This window comes from Dechloromonas agitata is5 (assembly GCF_000519045.1).
Lineage (GTDB): Bacteria > Pseudomonadota > Gammaproteobacteria > Burkholderiales > Rhodocyclaceae > Azonexus > Azonexus agitatus.
Map to the genome: position 1 here is coordinate 3168426 of NZ_KI912532.1, position 19149 is coordinate 3187574.

Genomic DNA, 19149 nt, shown 5'->3' on the forward strand with positions numbered 1-19149 from the left:
GAGTCACCCGATGGGTGAGTCGAAATTGAAGCGTCTGGACGCCGAGGAAATGCTTTTGTCGTGTGCGGGGGTGCAGACGGCGGGCGGTCGCGTGCGTGTTCGCTGGGAAGCAGATGGCGCGGCCACGCCGATGGGGCAACTGGCGTACTTCATCGAGTTCCTGACCCTGACGGGGCTGTGGTCGGGCTGGCAGGATCGCTGCCCGCTGTCGTACTCGAGCCCGAACGCACCGACCAGGGCCGATGTGCTCGGCACCTGGATGCTGTCGATTCTGTCGGGGCACCGGCGCTACTCGCACGTCACGACGATTCGCTGTGACGGGGTCAATCCGGGGCTGCTGGGGATGAACAAGGTGATCAGCGAGGATGCGCTGCGCCGGGCGCTGGTGGCGATTCCCGAAGACAAAGGGGTGAGCTGGCTCGACGACCACCTGCGCGAGAGCACCGCGCCCTTGCTCGATGTGCCCTGGATTCTGGACATCGACACAACGATCAAGCCGCTGTACGGCAAGCAGGAGGGGGCGGTCGTGTCGTACAACCCGAAGAAGCCGGGGCGGCCTTCGCACAGTTACCACACCTACCTGATGGCCGGGCTGCGCCTGGTGATGGGGGTCGAGGTCAAGGCGGGCAACGAGCACTCGGGCAGTCACACCTTGCCCGGTCTGCTCAGGATCCTCGATGAACTGCCCGCCCATCAGCGGCCCAAAATCGTGCGCGGCGATTGCGGTTTCGGGTCGGACGGCATCATGCGCGAGCTCGAAGCGCGCGCGCAGCCCTATCTGTTCAAGCTGCGCCTGTCGAAGAACGTCAAGCGCCACATCGAGCGTCTGTTCCGGGTCTCGGGCTGGTGCGATGCCGGTCAGGGCTGGGAAGGGATCGACAGCACGCTGGCACTCACCGGCTGGGAGGACAAGCGCCGCGTGGTCGTGCTGCGTCGCGCCTTGAAGGGCGAGATGCTCGTCGCCCAGGAGGACAACGGTCAGCAATTGCTGGGCTTCATCGAGGCCGACCGCAAGGGCGCAAAGCGCATCACCGGCTACGAGTACGCCGTGCTGGTCACGAATCTGGACCACGAAATCCTCTCGCTCGGCCAGCTCTACCGTGACCGGGCCGACGCGGAGAACGCCTTCGACGAGCTCAAGAACCAGTGGGGCTGGGGTGGCTTCACCACGCACGATCTGCATCGCTGCCAACTGTCCGCGCGTGCCGTGGCGCTGATCTACAACTGGTGGAGTCTGTTCGTGCGCCTGGCCAACCCCGAAGCCCGACTCGAGGCCATCACCAGCCGGCCCTGGTTGATGTCCTCGGTCGGTCGGCGCACCGAGCATGCCGGCCAGACCACGATCACGCTCACTGGCCAGCATGCCTACTTCGACAAGGCCCGGCAGGTGCTCGTGCGCGTGTCCAGCCAGCTTCAAGCCTGGATGAGCGAAGCTGCGGAGCAGTTCACCGCCCCATCGGTCTGGCTGCGCTGTTGCGACCATCTCAAGCGCACCATCGCGGCCATCGGGCCACCGGCACCCCTTCGTTTGCTGACCGATCATGCAAACCGGGTGGGGTAACTGAGGTTTTTAGGTTCACTGGCTGACCCGGCGGAGGAGATAGGGCACAGGCCTATTTGATCTCGACTGCCCGACGCTGAAAACTCTCTTCCTTGGGCAGGCTGATCTCGAGGATGCCATCCTTCAGATTGGCCACAATCTTCGTCGAATCGACCCCTGCGGGAAGCGAGAGCGTCCGGGAAAAATCGCCATGGGCGATCTCGCTGCGCATGTAGTCCTTTTTGTGCTCCTTGATCTCACGTGTCACCGCCCCCTTGATCAACAGGGTGCTGTCGGAAACCGACACCTCCAGGTTCTTCTTCTCGACGCCCGGCACTTCGAGACGAATCAGGATGTCCTTGTCGCGATCGACCACATCCATCTGGGGCTGGCGAAGGCTGTGCAGCGTTTCTTCCAGCCCAGCCCACAACGGCCAGTTCCAGTTCATCGGCGTCAGCCAGTTGCGCGGCATCAGGCGTTCGAACAGGCGCTCGACCTCTTCGGTGGGACTGAACATGGATGCCGGACGCGCCTCGGCCAGTTCGGCGCGGGGCTTCGAGATAACCGCCACATCCTGCTTGGTTTCGTTAGCCATGAGATTTTCTCCTGAAGAGTACGGGCTACTTTGGCGCCCGCATGATTTGCAGTAATAAAACGAGGAACTCCATGCGCCGATCGGCCTGTCCGCATTTCGCCATCGGGCTATCGCCCCGCATCGGATCGCGCCCCGGGTCATGAACGCCGGGACTGGAAACCGTTTCAAACCCCCGATTGTCTTGCGCACGTTTCATGCGGGCTTCCTGCACCCCCCTCGAATGGCAGGGGGGGTCGGAAAGCGTTTTGCTCTCCGACTCCTGGGCCAGCACAAAATCACTCATGCCCAAAGTCGAAATAAAGCCAAGACTGTACAAAATAGTCGGGGGTTTCATCACGCCTCCTCAGAGCCCAAAGACCATCAGCGCGAAAAGGCAGAAATGACGATGCAAGATGCCTCATCTGCAATGTATTCAGACGGCGGCGCATCCCAAATACATTGGGGCATGTATTTCATTTACCGGACACGGGGTAAATTTCAGACGCGCGTGCAATTCACCCCAAAGGAGCGTGAATTCAAATACCTGGATGGCAGTAATCGCGTGAAATCGATGTCGAAATTATTGACAGCATGAAAGCGGAATCCGCCATGACAATAAATCGCAATACCCGCCGTAACCCCGATTTATTCAGCCATTTCATTCAACGAGGACATCATGTTGCGTAACCAATCTGATAGCGGATACGGCAATCTGTTTCACCCCATGAACATAATCCGGAGTAAAACTGCCCAATAACGCATGCAACATCATGATTTATTTAACTAAACATTAATGGCATGCTAAATGCTGGAATTTCACGACACCCGAATCAGATGGTGTATTCCGATGAATGAAATACAAGGAGATTGTCGTGAAAAACAGCACCCCTTTCAGGAACGTCCTTGCCTCCTCCGCCTTGATGCTTGGCGTCCTCTCTCCCGCCCACGCCGTGGTGTTCACCTACGATGGTTACGGCGGCTTTGTGCCTGGCACACAGCAAATGGCCCCCCCGGCCACGGCCACTTTCCAAGGTTATACGCTCGGCACCGGAGAGCGCGGCCAGGTGAGCTGGGGAACGCCAACCGGGGCTGAAGGCCCGTTTGGCGGCCAAAGCGGCCTGGAGATCAATTCGAACAACCCGAATCTGTTTGTCGGGCAATCGATCTCTCTCGGACAGAGTATCAACTTTGGCTACCTGACCCACTACAACGAACCCATCACGCAGGCCGGGGGCGACCTCAACAGTGTCAAGGTCGGCTATTACCTCCGCATTTACGCGGATAGCGTCCTGGTGTACTCGATGGATTTCACAGGCAGCAACGCTTTCGGATTGAATGTCTGGGAAACGTCCAACACCCAGCCTTGCCCGAACAGCGCGCCGGCCGGCACGGCCTTGAGCCACAACGGGAATACGCATACGAGCAACGGCAACCCGCAATCCACGTGTGACGATGCCTTTTCGTTCGGTCCGACGAGCGGCAGCAGCCAGTTCTCCTACCTGGGCCACCTCTACGATATTTCCTTCGCGGGATTCTTCGATCAGTCGGCGCCCGGAGGATCCTTCACTCCAGGCGGAACTTTCTGGTCATCCGAAGAAGGAACCGACAGGGGTTATGTCCAGCTCCGCCTGAATCAGGTTCCCGAACCCGGCACCATGGCACTTCTGGGCTTATCCTTGCTTGGCCTCCGCATCGTCCAGCAGTTGCGTCGGCCGGTATCGCACCTCCCTGGCCCCAGTCGCCTCGCCTAGTTCTGTTGCCCCCTGCGGCAAGGGATCGGCCGGCTTCGCGAATCCGCCCCCCCTTGCTGCAGCACAGCAGCGGTCCCCGCAGCGTCTAGTCTCTGTGCACGGACCAGCCCGGCATCAATCCAGCCATTCGAAGCAAGGGACACGCGATGGGATTTGCACTCTTGTCTCAAGCATTCCGCAACAACTGCCTCATTCCCCGGTGCTATACGTGCGATGGCTGGAATCTGTCGCCACCCTTGATGTGGATGCACTGGCCGGAGAAAATCCAAAGCCTGGCGCTGATCGTTGAAGACCCCGATGCACCGGAGAAGCCCTGGACCCACTGGCTGCTCTACAACATCCCGCCCGGCATCCGCAGCCTGTCCGAGGGCATCCCGCCCGCGGCCTTGCCCGACGGTTGCAGGCAGGGAAAGAACGATTGGGGGCGAACCGGCTATGGCGGCCCTTGCCCGCCGAACGACATGCACCGTTATGTGCATCACCTCCATGCTCTCGAATGTGCATCACCTCCATGCTCTCGAATGTGCATCACCTCCATGCTCTCGATTGCCTGCTGCCCGACCTGGGCACGCCGAGCAAGGCCGTGCTGGACCATGCCATGAGAGAACATGTCATCGACCAGGCGATACTCACCGGCCTTTATCGGCGCCCACGCTACTGACGCAGGCCATCCGCGATGGTTCAGCGGCGCCAATGGACGCGCAGGCGCTGCTCCCCCTCGTTGTAGTGAAAATCGAGTTCGCCGTGATACGCCTTGTGCACTGCATCGCCCAGATCGCGGGCGAGGTGCAGGTCGGTCGTGGTGATCAGAACCCCATCTTCAGCGCGCCCCTCTTCCTGGATGCCCATGATGCGGGCCAGGGGGTGCTCGGCCCCTTCCTTTTGCGCGTGGTGCCGGATCAAGGCCAGGATTTCGTCGCTGTTGGCCGCGAAAAAGGGGCCGCCGACATAAACGAAGCCGGCCGGAAAATCGTCGCGAATCCGCTGGCAGGCGGGACAGAGAACCTTGGCTGCCTTCTCGGGCGGCTCGCCTGCCCATTGCCAACGGCCGGCATGAAAAACAGCACCGCACTCGACGCAAGCCGATGGCTCGGCGGGTTTTTGCTGCTGCCGGTAGGTGTCATGCTCCCGCTCCTCGCGCAACTGATCGCGGCGAACCGGGTGAAACGTCGTTTCGGATGTTTGTTTCATGGTGATTTCCTTCCTGAAAATCATGCGGCAGGTGCGGGCTCCCCTGCCTCTGAGGTCACGGGACAAGGCGCCTCCTTCACAGCATCTCCCGGAGCAGGCGCGCAACCTGCTCGACCGGCAAATCGCTGATGCCGGCAACGGTGGCGCGGCCATCGCCGCCATGACGGCGCGCCAGCCGGCCGGCCAACGCCCCACATTGCCGGGCGGCGCGCAAGCTGACGGTCAATCCGCCACGGCCATTCGGCACCAATACCGCACAAATCCGGCCTGGATTCAGCCTCGCCAAATAGTTCGCATAGATGCCGATCACGCGACGCGCCCAGGCGGCATCCGGCAACAGGACGGCCGTCAGCCGCTCGGTCTGCAGCATCGGCCGGACATCCATGGCCAACGCCAGATCGCCCGCCAGTCGCTGCGCAATACGCAGAAACACATCGCCCTGCATCATGAATTGCAGCGGATCGTGAAACGGCGCCATGCATTGATGCAGGACGGCCGGCGGAACGCCAAGGTCGGCCTCGCTGCCGCCATAGGCGTTGTAGTTCAGGCATTCACCCAGCATCTTGAGCAACCGGGTTTTCTTCTGATCGAGCCCGATGCAGCGGGCCATCTCCTCGGCCACCACGGGCCGATTGTCGCCAAACGCCCCGACCACCGCCCAGGCCCGGTATTGCCCGGACAAATGGCGATCGACGAGCAGGCTGGTACACAGTCTCGGAGAAGGATCGAGCCTGAGCCGCAACAGCGGGTGCTCCGACCCGGAGGCCGGGTGATGATCGAAACACTCGACGCTGACACCTATCCCAAGCAATTCCTGCAAGGCCTGCCGATTGGCCTCGACCGGAAGATCGAGCACGGTCACCGTGTCGCCCGGGCGCGCAGCGACGCGCTGCAGCAAATCGTGATCGCCCTTGCGTCCGGTAACCAGCACGGATTCCTTCGGCTGGGCAAGGCGCAGTTGCTGGAGCGCGCACAAGCCATCGGCATCGCCATTGAATACGTCGAAATGGGTATAACGGGGCGCCTTCATGCTGCAGACTCGCTTTTCAATGAGCCAAACTCGAACGCAGGCGCCCCTATTTCTGCAATCGGCTGATGTATTCGATCAGCGCCAGAATGCGGCTACGGACAAACAATTCCGGGTTGTAAGGCACTTCGAACATGACTTCGCCGGAAAGAACGCGATAGGCGCTTCCCCAGACCGGCATATCCCGCGTGCCATGCCCCTGGACCATCTCTCGCCCGTCTATGACTTCATAGACGCGGGTAAACGGAAACACCCCCCTGTTTTCCCGGGCCAGCTTCGTCAGGTCGCTGGCAGACTTGGTCAACATGTGCGCGTACGGGCCATTGCCATCCCCCGCCTCGCCATGGCAAATCAGACAGTTCTCCCGGTATTCCTCGCGCCCGAAGTCGACACGTTCGGCTGCAACGGACAAGTTGCCAATCGAGCAAAGGAATACCCCCAAGGAATAAGTAACGGTCGTCAGCTTCATGTTGCCCCCCGATCAATACGCCATTCCTGGCTACGGACTCATTCGGATACCGGTGTCGCAGATGCCGAGAAGACATCTGTCGATACCGGATTGTCATCCGCTGCCTGCGCCATCACTATCCATGTTTCCCGGTAAAACCCGTACCTGAATCCGGCCAGTCGAACAGCACCGTACGCTGGCCTCAACCACGCCTGGCATCAGCCAGACTGGCAGCCTCGTGCCCTGGCGCCAGATCGCGCACCGTTGCCCTGAGGAATGCGGCCACGGCAAGCTTCCGCTGCCGATGTGGCTGGACGCGTCGGTCTGCAACGGGATGATGAAAGGCCTCCACCTTGATCCCCCCCACTTGGCGATGTATCGCGCTTTCTTTGACTTCCATGTCAGCTCCTCCTTTTGTCCGCGCTCGGTGCGTGCCCACCATGAACCGCCCTCTCTCCGGCAACAGCCACTTGCCGAGAGATGACATTCAAATGCCCATTAATTTTTGTCTGCCTGCCGGCAGGAGGGCTATAGGTATGACTTCGTATTCACAGAGCCATGACATCTACGATTCAATTTGACCGAGCGGATATGTCTTTGCCCGATTGCTCGCAGACACCCCAGGGATTGGGCCATCCCCCGCCACCCACTTGATTCGGTGTTCTTGGTCTTGTTCATCCAGGGAGTAATCACATGGCAACGATGCACATGGGCAGGGCGCATTGGGCAAGCGCCATGCCGTCACCCCAGGCAAAGTGGCAAGCCACGTTCCTTGCTCGACCAGGAAAGTCACGACTGCATGGCAGCGGCCATTTTTCCGATTGGCCTGTGGCCAAGGGCTCCGCCGGCAACGCCTGGAGGTCGTCGGAATCCGGTCCGGCACGGGACAAACCCGGTGCGGCGAACAGCGCGACGCCTCCCCTGCCTTCCCATGCCGGCACGCCAGCGGGAAAGCGCTGCCGCCCGTCGGGCAATACCCAGGGGGCCAGCCTGGTGCTGAATCTGGAAGGCGAAATACTCTTCGGCACCTCGGAGGCAGCCCGGCTGCTCAAACGAGAGCCGGCCGCGTTGCTCGGCACCCCGGTGAGCGACGTGATTATCGATTTGCCGCTGCGCCGGGAAACACCGGGCTACAACCTGGCCTACACCGAACTGAATTTCGCCAACGGTGCCTGGCAGAAGTGCCGCTTTCTCGACCAGCAGGGCGTCCGCCGTTGGCTGGAGATTTCCGCCCGGCCCTTCAAGCTGGGTTCGAGCCGGGCATTTATCGTCCTACTTGGGCAATCCCTCGCGGGAAGCCGCCACAAACACGACCTGTCGCGCTTGATCAGTCTGGAAGACAGCAACGACGACGGGGTGCTCATCACGGATGCCGAGGGCGTTATTGTCTATGCCAACGCGGCTTTCGAGGCGATTACCGGCTACCGCGAGCAAGAGGTAGTTGGCCATACCCCCCTGATGCTCGATGTCCGGCTGAGGGAGCAGGTTTTCCGCCCGGAATTTCTCGCCGGCCTGGCGCGGGGAGGCGAGAAGCATTGCGTCAGCGTGAATCGCAAAAAATCCGGCGAGTGGTACTTTGCTGAACAGAACATCCGCCCGTTCGTGGATCATCAGGGCAAGGTCACGCACATGATTTTCCGCCAGCGCGATTTGAGCGGACAGGACGATTCACAAGATCGACTGGTGCAAATGGCCTATTTCGACGGTTTGACGGGCTTGCCCAACCGCAACCTCTTCCTCGACCGCCTGCATCATGAAATGGCGCGTGCAACGCGCTCGCGGAACGGCTTTACCCTGCTCATTCTCGATGTCGATGCGTTCAAGTCGGTTAACGACAATCACGGCCATCCGGCGGGCGATCAATTACTTCAGGAATTGGCCAGGCGTCTCAGGCGGTGCATTCGCGATTCCGACACGGTTGCGCGCCTGGGTGGCGACGAATTCACGATTATCCTGACCGAGGTGACCAATCAGTCCGACATCATCGAAGTCATCAACAAGATCAAACAGGCTGTATCCGCGGACCTGGCCGTGGACGGGGCCCGGTTGCCGATGTCGGTCAGCATCGGCGTCGCCCAGTATCCGACCTGCGGCGAAAACGAGGCCAGCCTGATACGGGCGGCCGACCAGGCGATGTATGAGGCAAAGCGGGCCGGCGGGGCTGATTGGCGGTTTTTCGGGTGCCCCCATGAAGCACGGCCAGACACCTTGCCTTGAAGCGCGCCTCGCCTGAGGTATCGCCGGACTGACGGTACGCCGCCACGAACCCGACATTGACCCTGCGGCGGCGCCGCACGCCACTTTCCGGGCCATGATAAGGGTGAGCACGTATAGGTGTTTGCCCGTATTCGGCGCATCATTCCAACGATATTTTTCCCTGGACTTGAGGCGAGAATTTCCATGGAGGCATGGGTTACCCCCAACCTGGTCGAATCACTTGCTGGCGTCATCGATGTTGCCATTGCGCTGGCGAATGCCGATTTCGGCAATATCCAGCTACGGGATTCCGAAGGAAAACTCCGGATCATCGCCCAGCGCAATCTGCCCGATTGGTGGCTCGCTTACTGGGAATCCGTCGCTGAGGGAAAGGGGGTCTGTGGAACGGCACTCGCTGAATCCCGCCCCCTATTCATTCCGGACGTCGCGCAGAGTCCGATCTTCGCCGACCAGGCGAGCCTGGAAATCCAGCAGCGTGCCGGAATTCGGGCGGTATTTTCGATACCGATTCGGGACAAGGGCGGCGAGTGCATCGGCATGTTCTCGACGCACTACCGCACCTCGCTCACCCCTACCCCGCACATTTCGAAAATCCTGGAGTTGCTGGCTGACCATGCCGGCATGCTGATTCTGCATGCACGTGCCGAATATGCGCTGGGCGAAATCAGCCGCCTGTTTGGCGCAGTATTCCAGAATGCGCCGATCGCCATCGGCATCGCGACACTCCAGGGGATCATCGAACGCACCAATCCGGCCTATTCAGCGCTGCTCGGCTATACCGAAGATGAACTGCGGGGCATGTCAGGGGCACGATTGCTCCATCCGGAGGACAGAGGCCCGAATCTGTCCGATATCGGGCGATTGCTGGCCGGCACGGTCTCCGAGCTCGAGATGGAAAATCGCTACATCCGAAAGGATGGATCAGCCGCTTGGGTGCACAAGTACATATCCTGCCTGCCGGACACCAGCGGCAAGCCCGATCACTTCCTGATCATGGCGTCCGACCTGACCGAACGCAAGCGGGTCGAAGCATCCCTCAGGGAAAATGAAGAACGCTTGAATCTCGCTTTTCGGGCGACACAGGATGGGATCTGGGACTGGAACCTGGAGACCGATGAGGCTTTCTACTCACTGCGCTGGAAGACCATGCTGGGATACGATGAGTCGGACATCGAACCCCATATCAGTGCCTGGAAACGCTTGCTGCACCCGGATGATCTGCCGAAGGTCATGCGCGTCATCAACGATGTCGTGCAAAAGGGGTGCAATTATGAAATCGAGTTTCGCTTACGGCACAAGGACGGGTATTACCTGCCGATACTCTCCCGGGGATACCCGGTCCGCTCCGGGGCTGCTGGCCGCATCACGCGAATCGTCGGCACCCATTTTGATCTCACCGAACTCCGGCGGGCTGAAAATCAGATCCGTGAGAGCGAAGCAGATCTGACGGAAGCGCAAAGACTCTCCCATATCGGCAGTTGGTACTGGGATGCGCAAACCGGAGCAACCACCGGCTCAACCGAATTACTGCGCATTTATGGATTCGATCCGGCATCGGAAGCAATGCCCAACTTTCAGGATCAACGCGAGCGATGTTACCCAGCCGAGGATTGGGAACGGATCAATGCCGTATTCCAGGAAAGTCTCCGTACCGGGGCGGGATATGAAATCGATGTTCGGCTACGCCGTAACGGCGAATACATCTGGGCAACCATCCGCGGCGAAGTGGTTCGTGATCGTACCGGTCACATTATCGGGATACGCGGTACGGTCCAGGACATCTCGCGGCGCAAATCCGCGGAAGAAGCACTTCAGCGAAGCCAGGAACGCTTCCGTGCCCTGGTCCGGGCCAGTTCGGACGCCGTTTATTCGGCCAACGCGGATTGGAGTGGATTTCGCTGGGTCGATGGCAAGGAGTTGTTGACCGAGTCCGACGACAAGGGGGAATGGCTGAAGAAAAATGTCATTGCGCAGGACCGCGCGAAGGTTCGGGCAGAAATCGGCACAGCCGCCGCCAGCAAAAGGATGTTCGAGGTGGAATACCGCGCCATACGCCCCGATCAGAGCATTGGCTGGATGCACACGCGCGCCGTCCCGATCCTTAGCCCGACGGGTGACATCGAGGAGTGGTTCGGCATGATCAGCGACATCTCGTCGATCAAGATGGCCGAACTTGCCCTGACGGCGAGCGAAGCCAAATACCGGGCAGCCATCGAAACCACGGCGGACGGTTTCCTGATCCTGGACGAAGCCGGCCGGGTACTTGAAGCCAACGACAGCTATGTCCGGCAATCCGGGTATGGCAATGAAGAACTGCGAAGCCTGGCCTTTGCCGATCTCTGTTCCTGCGACACCCGCGAAGAAATCGACACCATTCTCGACACAGTCCGCAACAGCGGCCGGGAGCGTTTCCTGATCTGGCTCCGGAACAAAACCGGCAGCACGTTGCCGGCGGAAATCAACATTTCCTTCAAACACGACGAACCAGGCGGACGTTTCTACCTGTTCATGCAGAACGTCGAGGAAAAGATGCGCCTGGAGAAAGAATCCCAGGAACAGCGCAGCGCCATGGATGCCCTCGTCAAACGGCAAGTGGCCTCACAGACCGTCGCCGCCATTGCCCACGAACTGAACCAGCCGCTGGTTGCCGCATCAGCCTACGGTGAAGTGGCACTGGAAATGGCGCGTGCCCATGAGCCGCCCATCGAAGAACTGGCGACCATACTCGAAAGGAACATCGAGCAGGTTCACCGGGCCGGGGCGAGCCTGCATCAACTCGTTGCCTTCCTCCACAAGACGGAAGTCGAATTTTCGCCGCTCGACATCAACACGACGATCACCAAGGCAGTTGCCATCGTCCGGGAAAACGGCACCACGCCATTCAAGACTGTCCTCAAGCTGGCGCCCAACCTGCCCAAGGTCCGGGGGAATGAGCTGCAGATCCAGAAGGTCATCATCAACCTGATTCAAAACGGCATCGAGGCGATGCACGATGCCGGGGCTGCGAGTGGCGCCATCTCGGTGCGCGTGCGTACGGGTCCCGCCGGCCAGATGGTGCAGGTGACGGTGAGCGATACCGGGCCGGGGCTGGACACCCAAAATGCCCAACAAATTTTCGAGCCCTTCTTCTCCACCAAATCGGGCGGCCTCGGCCTGGGTCTCGCCGTCAGCCGGGCCGTGGTCGAGGCGCATGGCGGACAACTCTGGATCGACCCGAAACCCGGTCCGGGCGCGACATTCCACTTCACCCTGCCCTACGCCGATGAATGAACAGTCTCCCATCATCTACCTGATCGACGACGACGCGGCCGTGCGGGATGCACTGACCTTGCTGCTTCGCCAGAGCGGGTTCTCCGTGGAGTCTTTCGACGGCGCCGAATCATTCCTCGCCGCCTTCAGGTCAGCCCGTTCCCGGGTGGCCTGCGCCATCGTGGATCTGCAGATGCCAGGCATGAACGGGGCTGAATTGCAGCAAACGCTGCTCGCCCGGGGAAGCGAGTTGCCGCTCATCTTCCTGACGGCACACGGCGATATTCCCGCCACCGTTCGGGCGATGAAGGCAGGCGCGTCGGATTTCCTGACCAAGCCCGTCACCCGGGCAAGCCTGCTGGAAAGCCTGAGCGTTGCCCTCGAAACCTCCTGCCGCCTGCTTGGAAGAAAAGCCGATCAGCGCGATGCAGCATCGCGACTGGCCGGCCTCAGCCCCCGCGAACGCGAAGTCGCGACCCTCGCCGTGCAAGGCCTCACGAGCAAGGAAATCGGGAAACAACTGAACATCAGCTATCGCACCGTAGAAATTCACCGGGCCAGGGTCATGGCGAAAAGCAATGCCGCATCGCTCGTCGAACTGGCCAACCTGCTGTTCGAATCCAGCAAGGCAGCTGCCACAGCGATCCCACCATCGACGCCGCAGGCCGAATTGCCAGTGGCGATCAAGCGCTGAAAGACCCGCTCACGCCCCGGCCAGTCAGCTGAGGGTGAACGGCCTCCCAGAATTTTTCCGGGAAGGCCGGGCCCGCCATTCTTCGTGATGGCTTCACCGTCTTGCGGGTCTTCATCACCTTGGCAGCCGTGTCGCCCCTGCTCGCCAGATCACGCGGTCGCGGGGCTACAACACCGGCTGGATTCGTGTTCAACCGGATAGATGCTCTGAAACGCTTGTAGATCATGGCCTTCAAGCATTCCGGCGTAGGCCTCCTCTGGTCGCCAGGAGGGGAGAGTGTTACCTTTCGGCCTCACAATTTTTATTCGAGCACATCATGGCCAAGCACCAGCGTTCCCGTCGTCTTCGCAAAAAACTCCACCTGGATGAATTTCAAGAACTGGGATTCGATATTGAAACTACGCTGAAGGAGCCGCTGGTTGGCACAGCTGAAGAGGATCTTCTGATTGCCTTCGTCGAAGGTGTCATCGAACCGCGTGGCCTGATCTACGGTGGTGGCCTGGCCTGCGGTTATGTCTGCAAAGCCGGGGGCGGTTCCGCAACCAACGAAGATCGCGAAGCGGTTCGTGATTGGCTTCAGGCCCGTGCAGTATTCTCGGCAGTGACGGTTCATGATCTGTCGGACGCCTGGTACGCCAGCCTGACGGCGTAAAGCGTCAGCCACGAAGCGAGGCCGGAGTGCAGCCCACCTCGCTTCATTTCACCTTGTCGGTACGCGATGGAGATCAGCCTGCGCACCCCTTGCCCAGCAAGGCGACTGCAACGACAGCCGACAAGCGACAGTGATCGGGAGTTGAAGCGTGACCAGAATTTACGTCGATACCGAATTTTCGGATTTCACGGATACGCAGTTGATTAGCCTGGGTGCTGTCGCCGAGGGTGGGCAAGAGTTTTATGTTGAGCTGGATCCACTCCCCACTTCAACGTCGGAATTTGTCCAGTCACATGTGCTCCCGTTGCTGGAAGGGGGGCATCACCAAATCCAACGTGACAAATTCAACGAGCACTTCGCGGCTTGGGCTGCCCAGTTCAATGACCCGGTTTTAATTTCAGATAGCGGTTGGGACCTGGCCATGGTTCGCGCCGGTTTTGGGCGTACGCCAACGCAGCAGGCAGGCATCCTGAATTACTTCGATTTGCGCTTAACGCTCATAACGATCCCCGCGTTATCGGCTGAGGCGCAAGTCCTCTTCAATGAAACGCTGGCGCAGCAATTTGCCGCCGATCCGCGACAACACCATGCCCTGGTTGATGCCCGGGCCCTGAAAGCAGCAGTCGAAGCCGTTGAAGCACAGCTTGGTCTCAGTCAACAGTCAGCAGATACCCAGGCCCCCGCCGCTTCCAGAAAACAAGCCAACCTCTATAGCGACTGATCCGTCATTCCGGTTTCACGCAAGCCGGTTTGCCGGCATTCAACGAATCCACGCTTCTGCGCGACCTTACGCCATCAAAACGAAGCCTAATAATTGACTTACCAGCCAAACCGATCCAGATTTAGTCACCAGAGATAGAAACGGTGCCTTGAAGAAACAGCAATAAATTGGCCGCACAAAAACAAAAAAACCGCCGAGCCTTGCGCTGAGCGGGTTTCTGTTGTGCCTTTAAGCATTTCTTGGCCTGCAATAAAGCATAAATTGACCAAGAAGCAGTCACAATCCCTCGATTTTACCAAGAATCTGCCTAAAACATCGTCCAAGACACGCCGTTTTAGGCCATTGAAAAACATATCGTGGCCAAAAGTGACAAAATAAAGGGGCGTGTAAGAATTTTTGTGTAAACGGTCATTTGGCAGGAAACTGCCGCGCCCCAAGGAGCGATGATGGCCGTAGCAAAGAAAGCAGTACCGAAGGAGTTGCTGGACAGCCTGCTGGCTGACTATCGGAAACCGGAAGACCTGATTGGCGAGAACGGCTTGCTCAAGCAGCTCACCAAGTTGCTGGTCGAGAAGGCGTTGGAAGCGGAGATGGCCGACCACCTCGGCCACGGCAAGAATGAGCCGGTAGAGAATCCTGCCGGCAATACGCGCAACGGGAAGAGCAGGAAGACGCTCAAAGGGGAGTTCGGCGAACTGCCGATAGAAATTCCCCGTGACCGCCACGGCACCTTCGAGCCGCAGTTGATTCCCAAGCACCAGACCCGCTGGACGGGCTTTGACGACAAGATTCTGTCGCTTTACGCCCGAGGCATGACGGTCCGCGAAATCCAGTCACACCTGGAAGAGATGTACGGCACGGAGGTGTCGCCGACGCTGATTTCATCGGTCACGGATGCCGTGATTGAAGAAGCCAAGGCCTGGCAATCACGGCCGCTGGACAGCATTTACCCCATCGTCTATCTGGACTGTATCCACGTCAAAGTCAGGGATGGCAGCGTGCGCGTCAAGGCCGTCTATCTGGCGATTGGACTCAACCTGGCCGGTGAGAAGGAAGTGCTCGGCCTGTGGATTGCCCAGACGGAAGGCGCAAAATTCTGGCTGCAAGTGGTGACGGAATTGAAGAATCGAGGCGTACAGGATGTCTTCATTGCCTGCGTCGATGGCTTGAAGGGATTTCCGGAGGCCATTGAAGCAGTCTATCCGCGTGCTGCCGTTCAGCTGTGCGTCGTCCATATGGTCCGGCATAGCCTGAACTATGTCTCGTGGAAGATGCGCAAGGCCGTTGCCGCTGACCTGCGGCGGATATACACCAGTGCCACCGCCGATGAAGCCGAGCAGATGCTCGGTGAATTCGAGGACAAATGGGACGATGCCTACCTGCCCATCAGCCAGTCCTGGCGCCGGAATTGGTCACGCATCACGCCGTTCTTTGACTACCCGCCCGAGATACGGAAAGTCATCTACACGACCAATGCGATTGAGTCGGTGAACATGAGCCTGAGAAAAATCACCAAAAATCGCGGTTCGTTTCCGAGCGATGAGGCACTGATGAAACTGTTCTACCTGGCGCTCCGCAACATCAGCCAGAAATGGACCTTGCCCATTCGGGATTGGAAGGCTGCACTGACCCGATTTACTATCCAGTTCGAAGACCGGATGAACAACGTTTAACTCAAACCCCGTTTACACAAAATTCCGGACACGCCCAAATAAAGCAATTTTTGGCCAAAAAATCTCCTCGAAAATTCAATACATTTTTGCCCATGGAGAATGTGGACAGAGTCATTGACTATCTGCCACCAAGCTAAACCTTATCAAGGGTTGCTTTCGATTCGGATTTTTCGAACAATAACTCAACGGCGGATTGATTTTTTGGTAACGCGCTACGACTTACAGTGACGTCACCAACCACTGGAGGAGTTATCCACCATGCGCACTGAAGCACGTGTTATCGACCTGAGCAGAACCGAATATGGCACGTTTGCGGCGCCCGACACCAACCGTGTCATTCGCAATACATACCAACTGCTCGCCCTTTCAACCGCTGTTGCCGGCGTAGGTGCTGGTATCAGCATGCTGGCGGGTTTTGGTCCGCTGGCCGGTATCGTGTTTACCCTGCTCGGCCTGGTGCCGTTGTTCTACCTGCACAAGAAACGGAATACCGCAGCAGCCGTGCCGGCCATGCTCACCTTTACTGCCCTTAGCGGTATGGGTATCGGCCCGACGCTGACCCACTACATCAACATGCCTGGAGGCAGCAGCACGGTACTGACCGCTGCCGTGATAACCACCGCGGTTACCCTGGCGCTGACGGCTTATGTTTATAAGACCGGCAAGGATTTCTCCCGTATGGGTGGCTTCCTGTTCGCAGGCTTGATTGTCGTCATCCTGGCCAGCATTGCTGCGATGTTTGTCCCCGCGATGCAGGCTGGCGTATCGGCAGTCGCTGCGCTGCTGTTCTCAGGCTTCATCCTGTACGACACCAGCCGTCTGGTGCGCGGTGAAGAAACCAACTATGTGATGGCCGCGGTTAGCATGTACCTGAACGTGCTGAACCTCTTCCTGTCGGTACTGCAACTGCTCGGCTTCTCCAGCAACGACTAACCCAGCTCGATACAGACCAGTGCCACAACGGCTCGCCAACTGGCGGGCCGTTTTTCCGTACTGCTAGTGGACTTTTTTGCTCGGAGGAGTAATCTGAAATCGAAGCCTGACGGGCAGTTGGTCAGGCCCTACAGGAACAACGCGATTGGAGGCAGCATGACTGAAAATCCGCCGCAGTTCGAAAAAATGACCGAGTAGCACCCAAACGGCGAGAAGCCGGTCACCATGGCCGTGAGTGCCAAGGTTCAAGATTTACGAAGCCCATGTTCAGCGACATGGGCTTTTTGGTAGGCCGCATCAGACAAATGTGTTCAGGTGGTTTCTCTTTCGAATCGGAAGACATACCTATCACCATCCCACTCGACCACCCGTCCCACCAAGTCTGTTCGGACTGAAAACTCTTTCTTTATCTGGCTGGCGTCTTCGCTTGCTTCTACGCGCCTCGTTTCATCGGTCTTGGCTATAACAAGCCTGAGCGCTGCATTCGTCTCGAATGCACGCTGTACATTTTCCCTGAATTCCTTGTTGCCAGAGCCACCCCAGCGACTGGCTTTCGCCTCAAACTCCATGGCCCCAGGGGTTTTCGGCCTCTGATGATGTGCCCAAACGCTAATCACCAATTCACCGACAGAGTTCCAGGCAGAGACCCGACGTCCCCCCGGAATTGAGTAGCGTCTGACTTTAGAGTCCAATCCACTACGACAAGGAGATTGGACATGAAGAAGCGATTCACCGAAGAACAGATCATTGGTTTCCTACGGGAAGCAGAAGCGGGGATGCCGATTGGGGAACTGTGCCGCAAGTACGCCTTCTCGGAAGCGAGCTACTACCTCTGGCGCAGCAAGTTTGGTGGGATGAGCGTCTCAGATGCCAAGCGTCTGAAGGAACTGGAAACAGAGAACAACCGACTGAAGAAACTGCTGGCCGAGTCGCTCCTGGAGAACGAAATCGCCAAAGAGGCCCTGAGAAAAAAGTGGTGAGCGCACCGTCACGGCGTGATCTGGTGCGCTACCTGATCGACAAGGGGCTCAGCGAGCGGAGGTCACTTCGCTTCGTTGGCATGAGTCCGAGTTCATTCCGTTACCGGCCGGCGACGGATCGCAGTGCGGCTTTGAAGGAGCAGATCGTCACGCTCGCCCAGCGCCATCGGCGCTACGGAGCTGGGATGATCTATCTGAAGCTGCGGCAGACCGGCATGGTGGTGAATCACAAGCGGGTGGATCGGCTCTATGCCGAGGCAGGTCTGCAAGTGAGAAGAAGAAAGCGAAAGAAGATCCCGGTGTCGGATCGTCGTCCGCTGGAGCGCCCTTCGGCAGCCAATCAGGTCTGGTTGATGGATTTCGTGTTCGACCGGACGGCGGAAGGGCGAGTCATCAAAAGCCTGACCGTTGTCGATGATGCCACGCACGAAGCAGTGGCGATTGTTCCAGAACGAGCGATAGGCGGCATGCAACTCACGCGGACCCTCGATCTGTTGGCCAAGATACGCGGCCTACCCAAAGCAATCAGGACGGATAACGGCAAGGAATTCTGTAGCCGGGCCATGCTGACCTGGGCGCATGCTCGCGGCGTTCAGCTATTCCTCATTGAGCCCGGCAAGCCAAACCAGAACGCCTATATCGAATCGTTCAACGGACGCTTTCGTGACGAGTGCCTCAACGAGCATTGGTTCACGACCCTGCGCCACGCCCAAGTCGTCATCGAAGCCTGGCGCCGCGAATACAACGAAGAGCGGCCCAAGAAATCCCTCGGTGGTTTGACCCCGGCTGCCTATGCCAAATCACTCACCAAAAAATCAGGTAAATTACCCTCGGACTCTAAAGCGATCTGCTACTGAAAACGGGGGGACGTCGAAAGCACGGTAATTTCTCGTGCCTGACTGAGATGATCGAACGTATCTACTCCGTCCTGAATAACTCATTTCAAAGCACGGCGAAGTAACGAAATTCCGGATAGGGTGATTGCCGACGATTGGTGTTGGACATGGAGACATACAGTATCCAGACGTAAAAAAGCCGGATGGCTCTCAGAATCATTCTGAGATTGTGCCCGGCACCGCAAAGCACGGCATGCAAGGCGTGTTTGCCTTTTGAACCCATCGAAAGCTCACAAAAAATTTGCAAGGAATCAAGGCATTATTATCCGATTTCCGGCAAATTCATGGCCATGAATTTGCCGTATTTCCCATTAAATCATCGGGTTGTACGTTGTTCAGGACGGACTAAATAATATTTACCCGTAAGCAAGGTGCCGTTTTCGTGGATCCGACGCATCTAGAGCCACACTGAATTGAATAATCAGTTGATATTCCAACAGCGCTCAATCAAATGCCCGGCTCGGGCATACATCGCTGGATCCAGTACCTCGCAAACACCGTACTTAGGATCATTGGCATCCCTGAAGACAGGTTCACCATATGGCCTGCCCTGCGCTGTTGACGCTCGTTGAAAACTGACCAGAAAAGCGAGGTTGTGCGCGC

16 protein-coding genes and 1 pseudogene are annotated in these 19149 nt (G+C 58.4%); 12 read left to right on the top strand and 5 right to left on the bottom strand.

Annotated features, from left to right (window positions below; translation table 11 throughout):
• Positions 1-10: 10 nt before the first annotated feature.
• A complete protein-coding gene (locus K420_RS0115510; protein ID WP_027456290.1) occupies positions 11-1561 on the top strand; it encodes a transposase in 1551 nt (516 codons plus the stop codon).
• A gap of 52 nt (positions 1562-1613) precedes the next feature.
• Here K420_RS0115510 and K420_RS0115515 read toward each other — a convergent pair whose 3' ends face one another.
• Together K420_RS0115515 and K420_RS20615 are read right to left on the bottom strand one after the other, a co-directional pair.
• On the bottom strand, positions 1614-2135 hold the full coding sequence (locus K420_RS0115515) for an Hsp20/alpha crystallin family protein (RefSeq protein WP_035854902.1): 522 nt from the start codon (positions 2133-2135) through the stop codon (positions 1614-1616).
• Positions 2136-2160: 25 nt separating this feature from the next.
• Entirely contained in the window at positions 2161-2469 is a 309-nt protein-coding gene (locus K420_RS20615) for a hypothetical protein (protein ID WP_027458863.1), read from the bottom strand.
• Between the two features lie 517 nt (positions 2470-2986).
• Between K420_RS20615 and K420_RS0115525 the strand changes: the two genes are divergently transcribed.
• The 3 genes and pseudogenes from K420_RS0115525 (at position 2987) to K420_RS20955 (ending at position 4526) form a co-directional block, all read left to right on the top strand.
• Positions 2987-3865: a THxN family PEP-CTERM protein gene (locus K420_RS0115525; protein WP_157275122.1), complete on the top strand. Its 879-nt coding sequence runs from the start codon at positions 2987-2989 to the stop codon at positions 3863-3865.
• 245 nt (positions 3866-4110) lie between these two features.
• Positions 4111-4311, top strand: a pseudogene (locus tag K420_RS20950) (YbhB/YbcL family Raf kinase inhibitor-like protein); the annotation flags it as partial.
• Positions 4312-4376: 65 nt separating this feature from the next.
• Positions 4377-4526: a hypothetical protein gene (locus K420_RS20955; RefSeq protein WP_232422853.1), complete on the top strand. Its 150-nt coding sequence runs from the start codon at positions 4377-4379 to the stop codon at positions 4524-4526.
• A gap of 20 nt (positions 4527-4546) precedes the next feature.
• On the opposite strand, the gene K420_RS0115535 is transcribed toward K420_RS20955, so the two are convergent.
• The 3 genes from K420_RS0115535 to K420_RS0115545 all read right to left on the bottom strand — a co-directional run bounded on the left by K420_RS0115535 (position 4547) and on the right by K420_RS0115545 (position 6552).
• Positions 4547-5056, bottom strand: a complete 510-nt coding sequence (locus tag K420_RS0115535) for a BCAM0308 family protein (RefSeq protein WP_027458865.1) — start codon at positions 5054-5056, stop codon at positions 4547-4549.
• Positions 5057-5132: 76 nt separating this feature from the next.
• Positions 5133-6086, bottom strand: coding sequence for a DHH family phosphoesterase (locus K420_RS0115540; protein ID WP_027458866.1), 954 nt, complete (start codon positions 6084-6086; stop codon positions 5133-5135).
• A gap of 46 nt (positions 6087-6132) precedes the next feature.
• Positions 6133-6552 (bottom strand): c-type cytochrome, encoded by a 420-nt coding sequence (locus tag K420_RS0115545; RefSeq protein WP_051453185.1) that lies wholly within the window; start codon positions 6550-6552, stop codon positions 6133-6135.
• An 807-nt stretch (positions 6553-7359) separates the two neighbouring features.
• Here K420_RS0115545 and K420_RS19870 point away from each other — a divergent pair.
• The 8 genes from K420_RS19870 (at position 7360) to K420_RS0115600 (ending at position 18507) form a co-directional block, all read left to right on the top strand.
• Positions 7360-8748: a sensor domain-containing diguanylate cyclase gene (locus tag K420_RS19870; RefSeq protein ID WP_051453186.1), complete on the top strand. Its 1389-nt coding sequence runs from the start codon at positions 7360-7362 to the stop codon at positions 8746-8748.
• A gap of 117 nt (positions 8749-8865) precedes the next feature.
• The gene (locus K420_RS19875; protein ID WP_198293867.1) at positions 8866-12018 is read left to right on the top strand and encodes a PAS domain S-box protein; all 3153 of its coding nucleotides are present in this window, start codon (positions 8866-8868) and stop codon (positions 12016-12018) included.
• On the top strand, positions 12011-12691 hold the full coding sequence (locus K420_RS19260) for a response regulator transcription factor (protein WP_084019692.1): 681 nt from the start codon (positions 12011-12013) through the stop codon (positions 12689-12691). Before K420_RS19875 ends, K420_RS19260 begins: the two co-directional genes overlap by 8 nt.
• Positions 12692-13007: 316 nt before the next feature.
• Positions 13008-13343 (top strand): YggL 50S ribosome-binding family protein, encoded by a 336-nt coding sequence (locus tag K420_RS0115570; RefSeq protein ID WP_027458869.1) that lies wholly within the window; start codon positions 13008-13010, stop codon positions 13341-13343.
• Between the two features lie 148 nt (positions 13344-13491).
• Positions 13492-14064, top strand: a complete 573-nt coding sequence (locus K420_RS0115575; protein ID WP_084019693.1) for a 3'-5' exonuclease family protein — start codon at positions 13492-13494, stop codon at positions 14062-14064.
• Positions 14065-14510: 446 nt separating this feature from the next.
• Positions 14511-15737 carry an IS256 family transposase gene (locus K420_RS0115580; RefSeq protein WP_027457826.1) on the top strand — a complete coding sequence of 409 codons (1227 nt, stop codon included), beginning with the start codon at positions 14511-14513 and terminating at the stop codon, positions 15735-15737.
• Positions 15738-15995: 258 nt separating this feature from the next.
• Positions 15996-16670 (top strand): Bax inhibitor-1 family protein, encoded by a 675-nt coding sequence (locus K420_RS0115585; protein ID WP_035854905.1) that lies wholly within the window; start codon positions 15996-15998, stop codon positions 16668-16670.
• Between the two features lie 716 nt (positions 16671-17386).
• Positions 17387-18507, top strand: a protein-coding gene (locus K420_RS0115600; protein ID WP_157275124.1) for an IS3 family transposase whose coding sequence is annotated in 2 segments (ribosomal slippage) — positions 17387-17639 and positions 17639-18507 — 1122 coding nt in all. Because the reading frame shifts where the segments join, the coding sequence is not laid out codon by codon here.
• Positions 18508-19149 lie beyond the last annotated feature (642 nt).

Coding starts and splice junctions, on each gene's coding strand:
- K420_RS0115510 (WP_027456290.1), top strand. CDS start 11: ATGGGTGAGTCGAAATTGAAGCGTCTGGACGCCGAGGAAATGCTTTTG.
- K420_RS0115515 (WP_035854902.1), bottom strand. CDS start 2,135: ATGGCTAACGAAACCAAGCAGGATGTGGCGGTTATCTCGAAGCCCCGC.
- K420_RS20615 (WP_027458863.1), bottom strand. CDS start 2,469: ATGAAACCCCCGACTATTTTGTACAGTCTTGGCTTTATTTCGACTTTG.
- K420_RS20955 (WP_232422853.1), top strand. CDS start 4,377: ATGCTCTCGAATGTGCATCACCTCCATGCTCTCGATTGCCTGCTGCCC.
- K420_RS0115535 (WP_027458865.1), bottom strand. CDS start 5,056: ATGAAACAAACATCCGAAACGACGTTTCACCCGGTTCGCCGCGATCAG.
- K420_RS0115540 (WP_027458866.1), bottom strand. CDS start 6,086: ATGAAGGCGCCCCGTTATACCCATTTCGACGTATTCAATGGCGATGCC.
- K420_RS0115545 (WP_051453185.1), bottom strand. CDS start 6,552: ATGAAGCTGACGACCGTTACTTATTCCTTGGGGGTATTCCTTTGCTCG.
- K420_RS19260 (WP_084019692.1), top strand. CDS start 12,011: ATGAATGAACAGTCTCCCATCATCTACCTGATCGACGACGACGCGGCC.
- K420_RS0115570 (WP_027458869.1), top strand. CDS start 13,008: ATGGCCAAGCACCAGCGTTCCCGTCGTCTTCGCAAAAAACTCCACCTG.
- K420_RS0115580 (WP_027457826.1), top strand. CDS start 14,511: ATGGCCGTAGCAAAGAAAGCAGTACCGAAGGAGTTGCTGGACAGCCTG.
- K420_RS0115585 (WP_035854905.1), top strand. CDS start 15,996: ATGCGCACTGAAGCACGTGTTATCGACCTGAGCAGAACCGAATATGGC.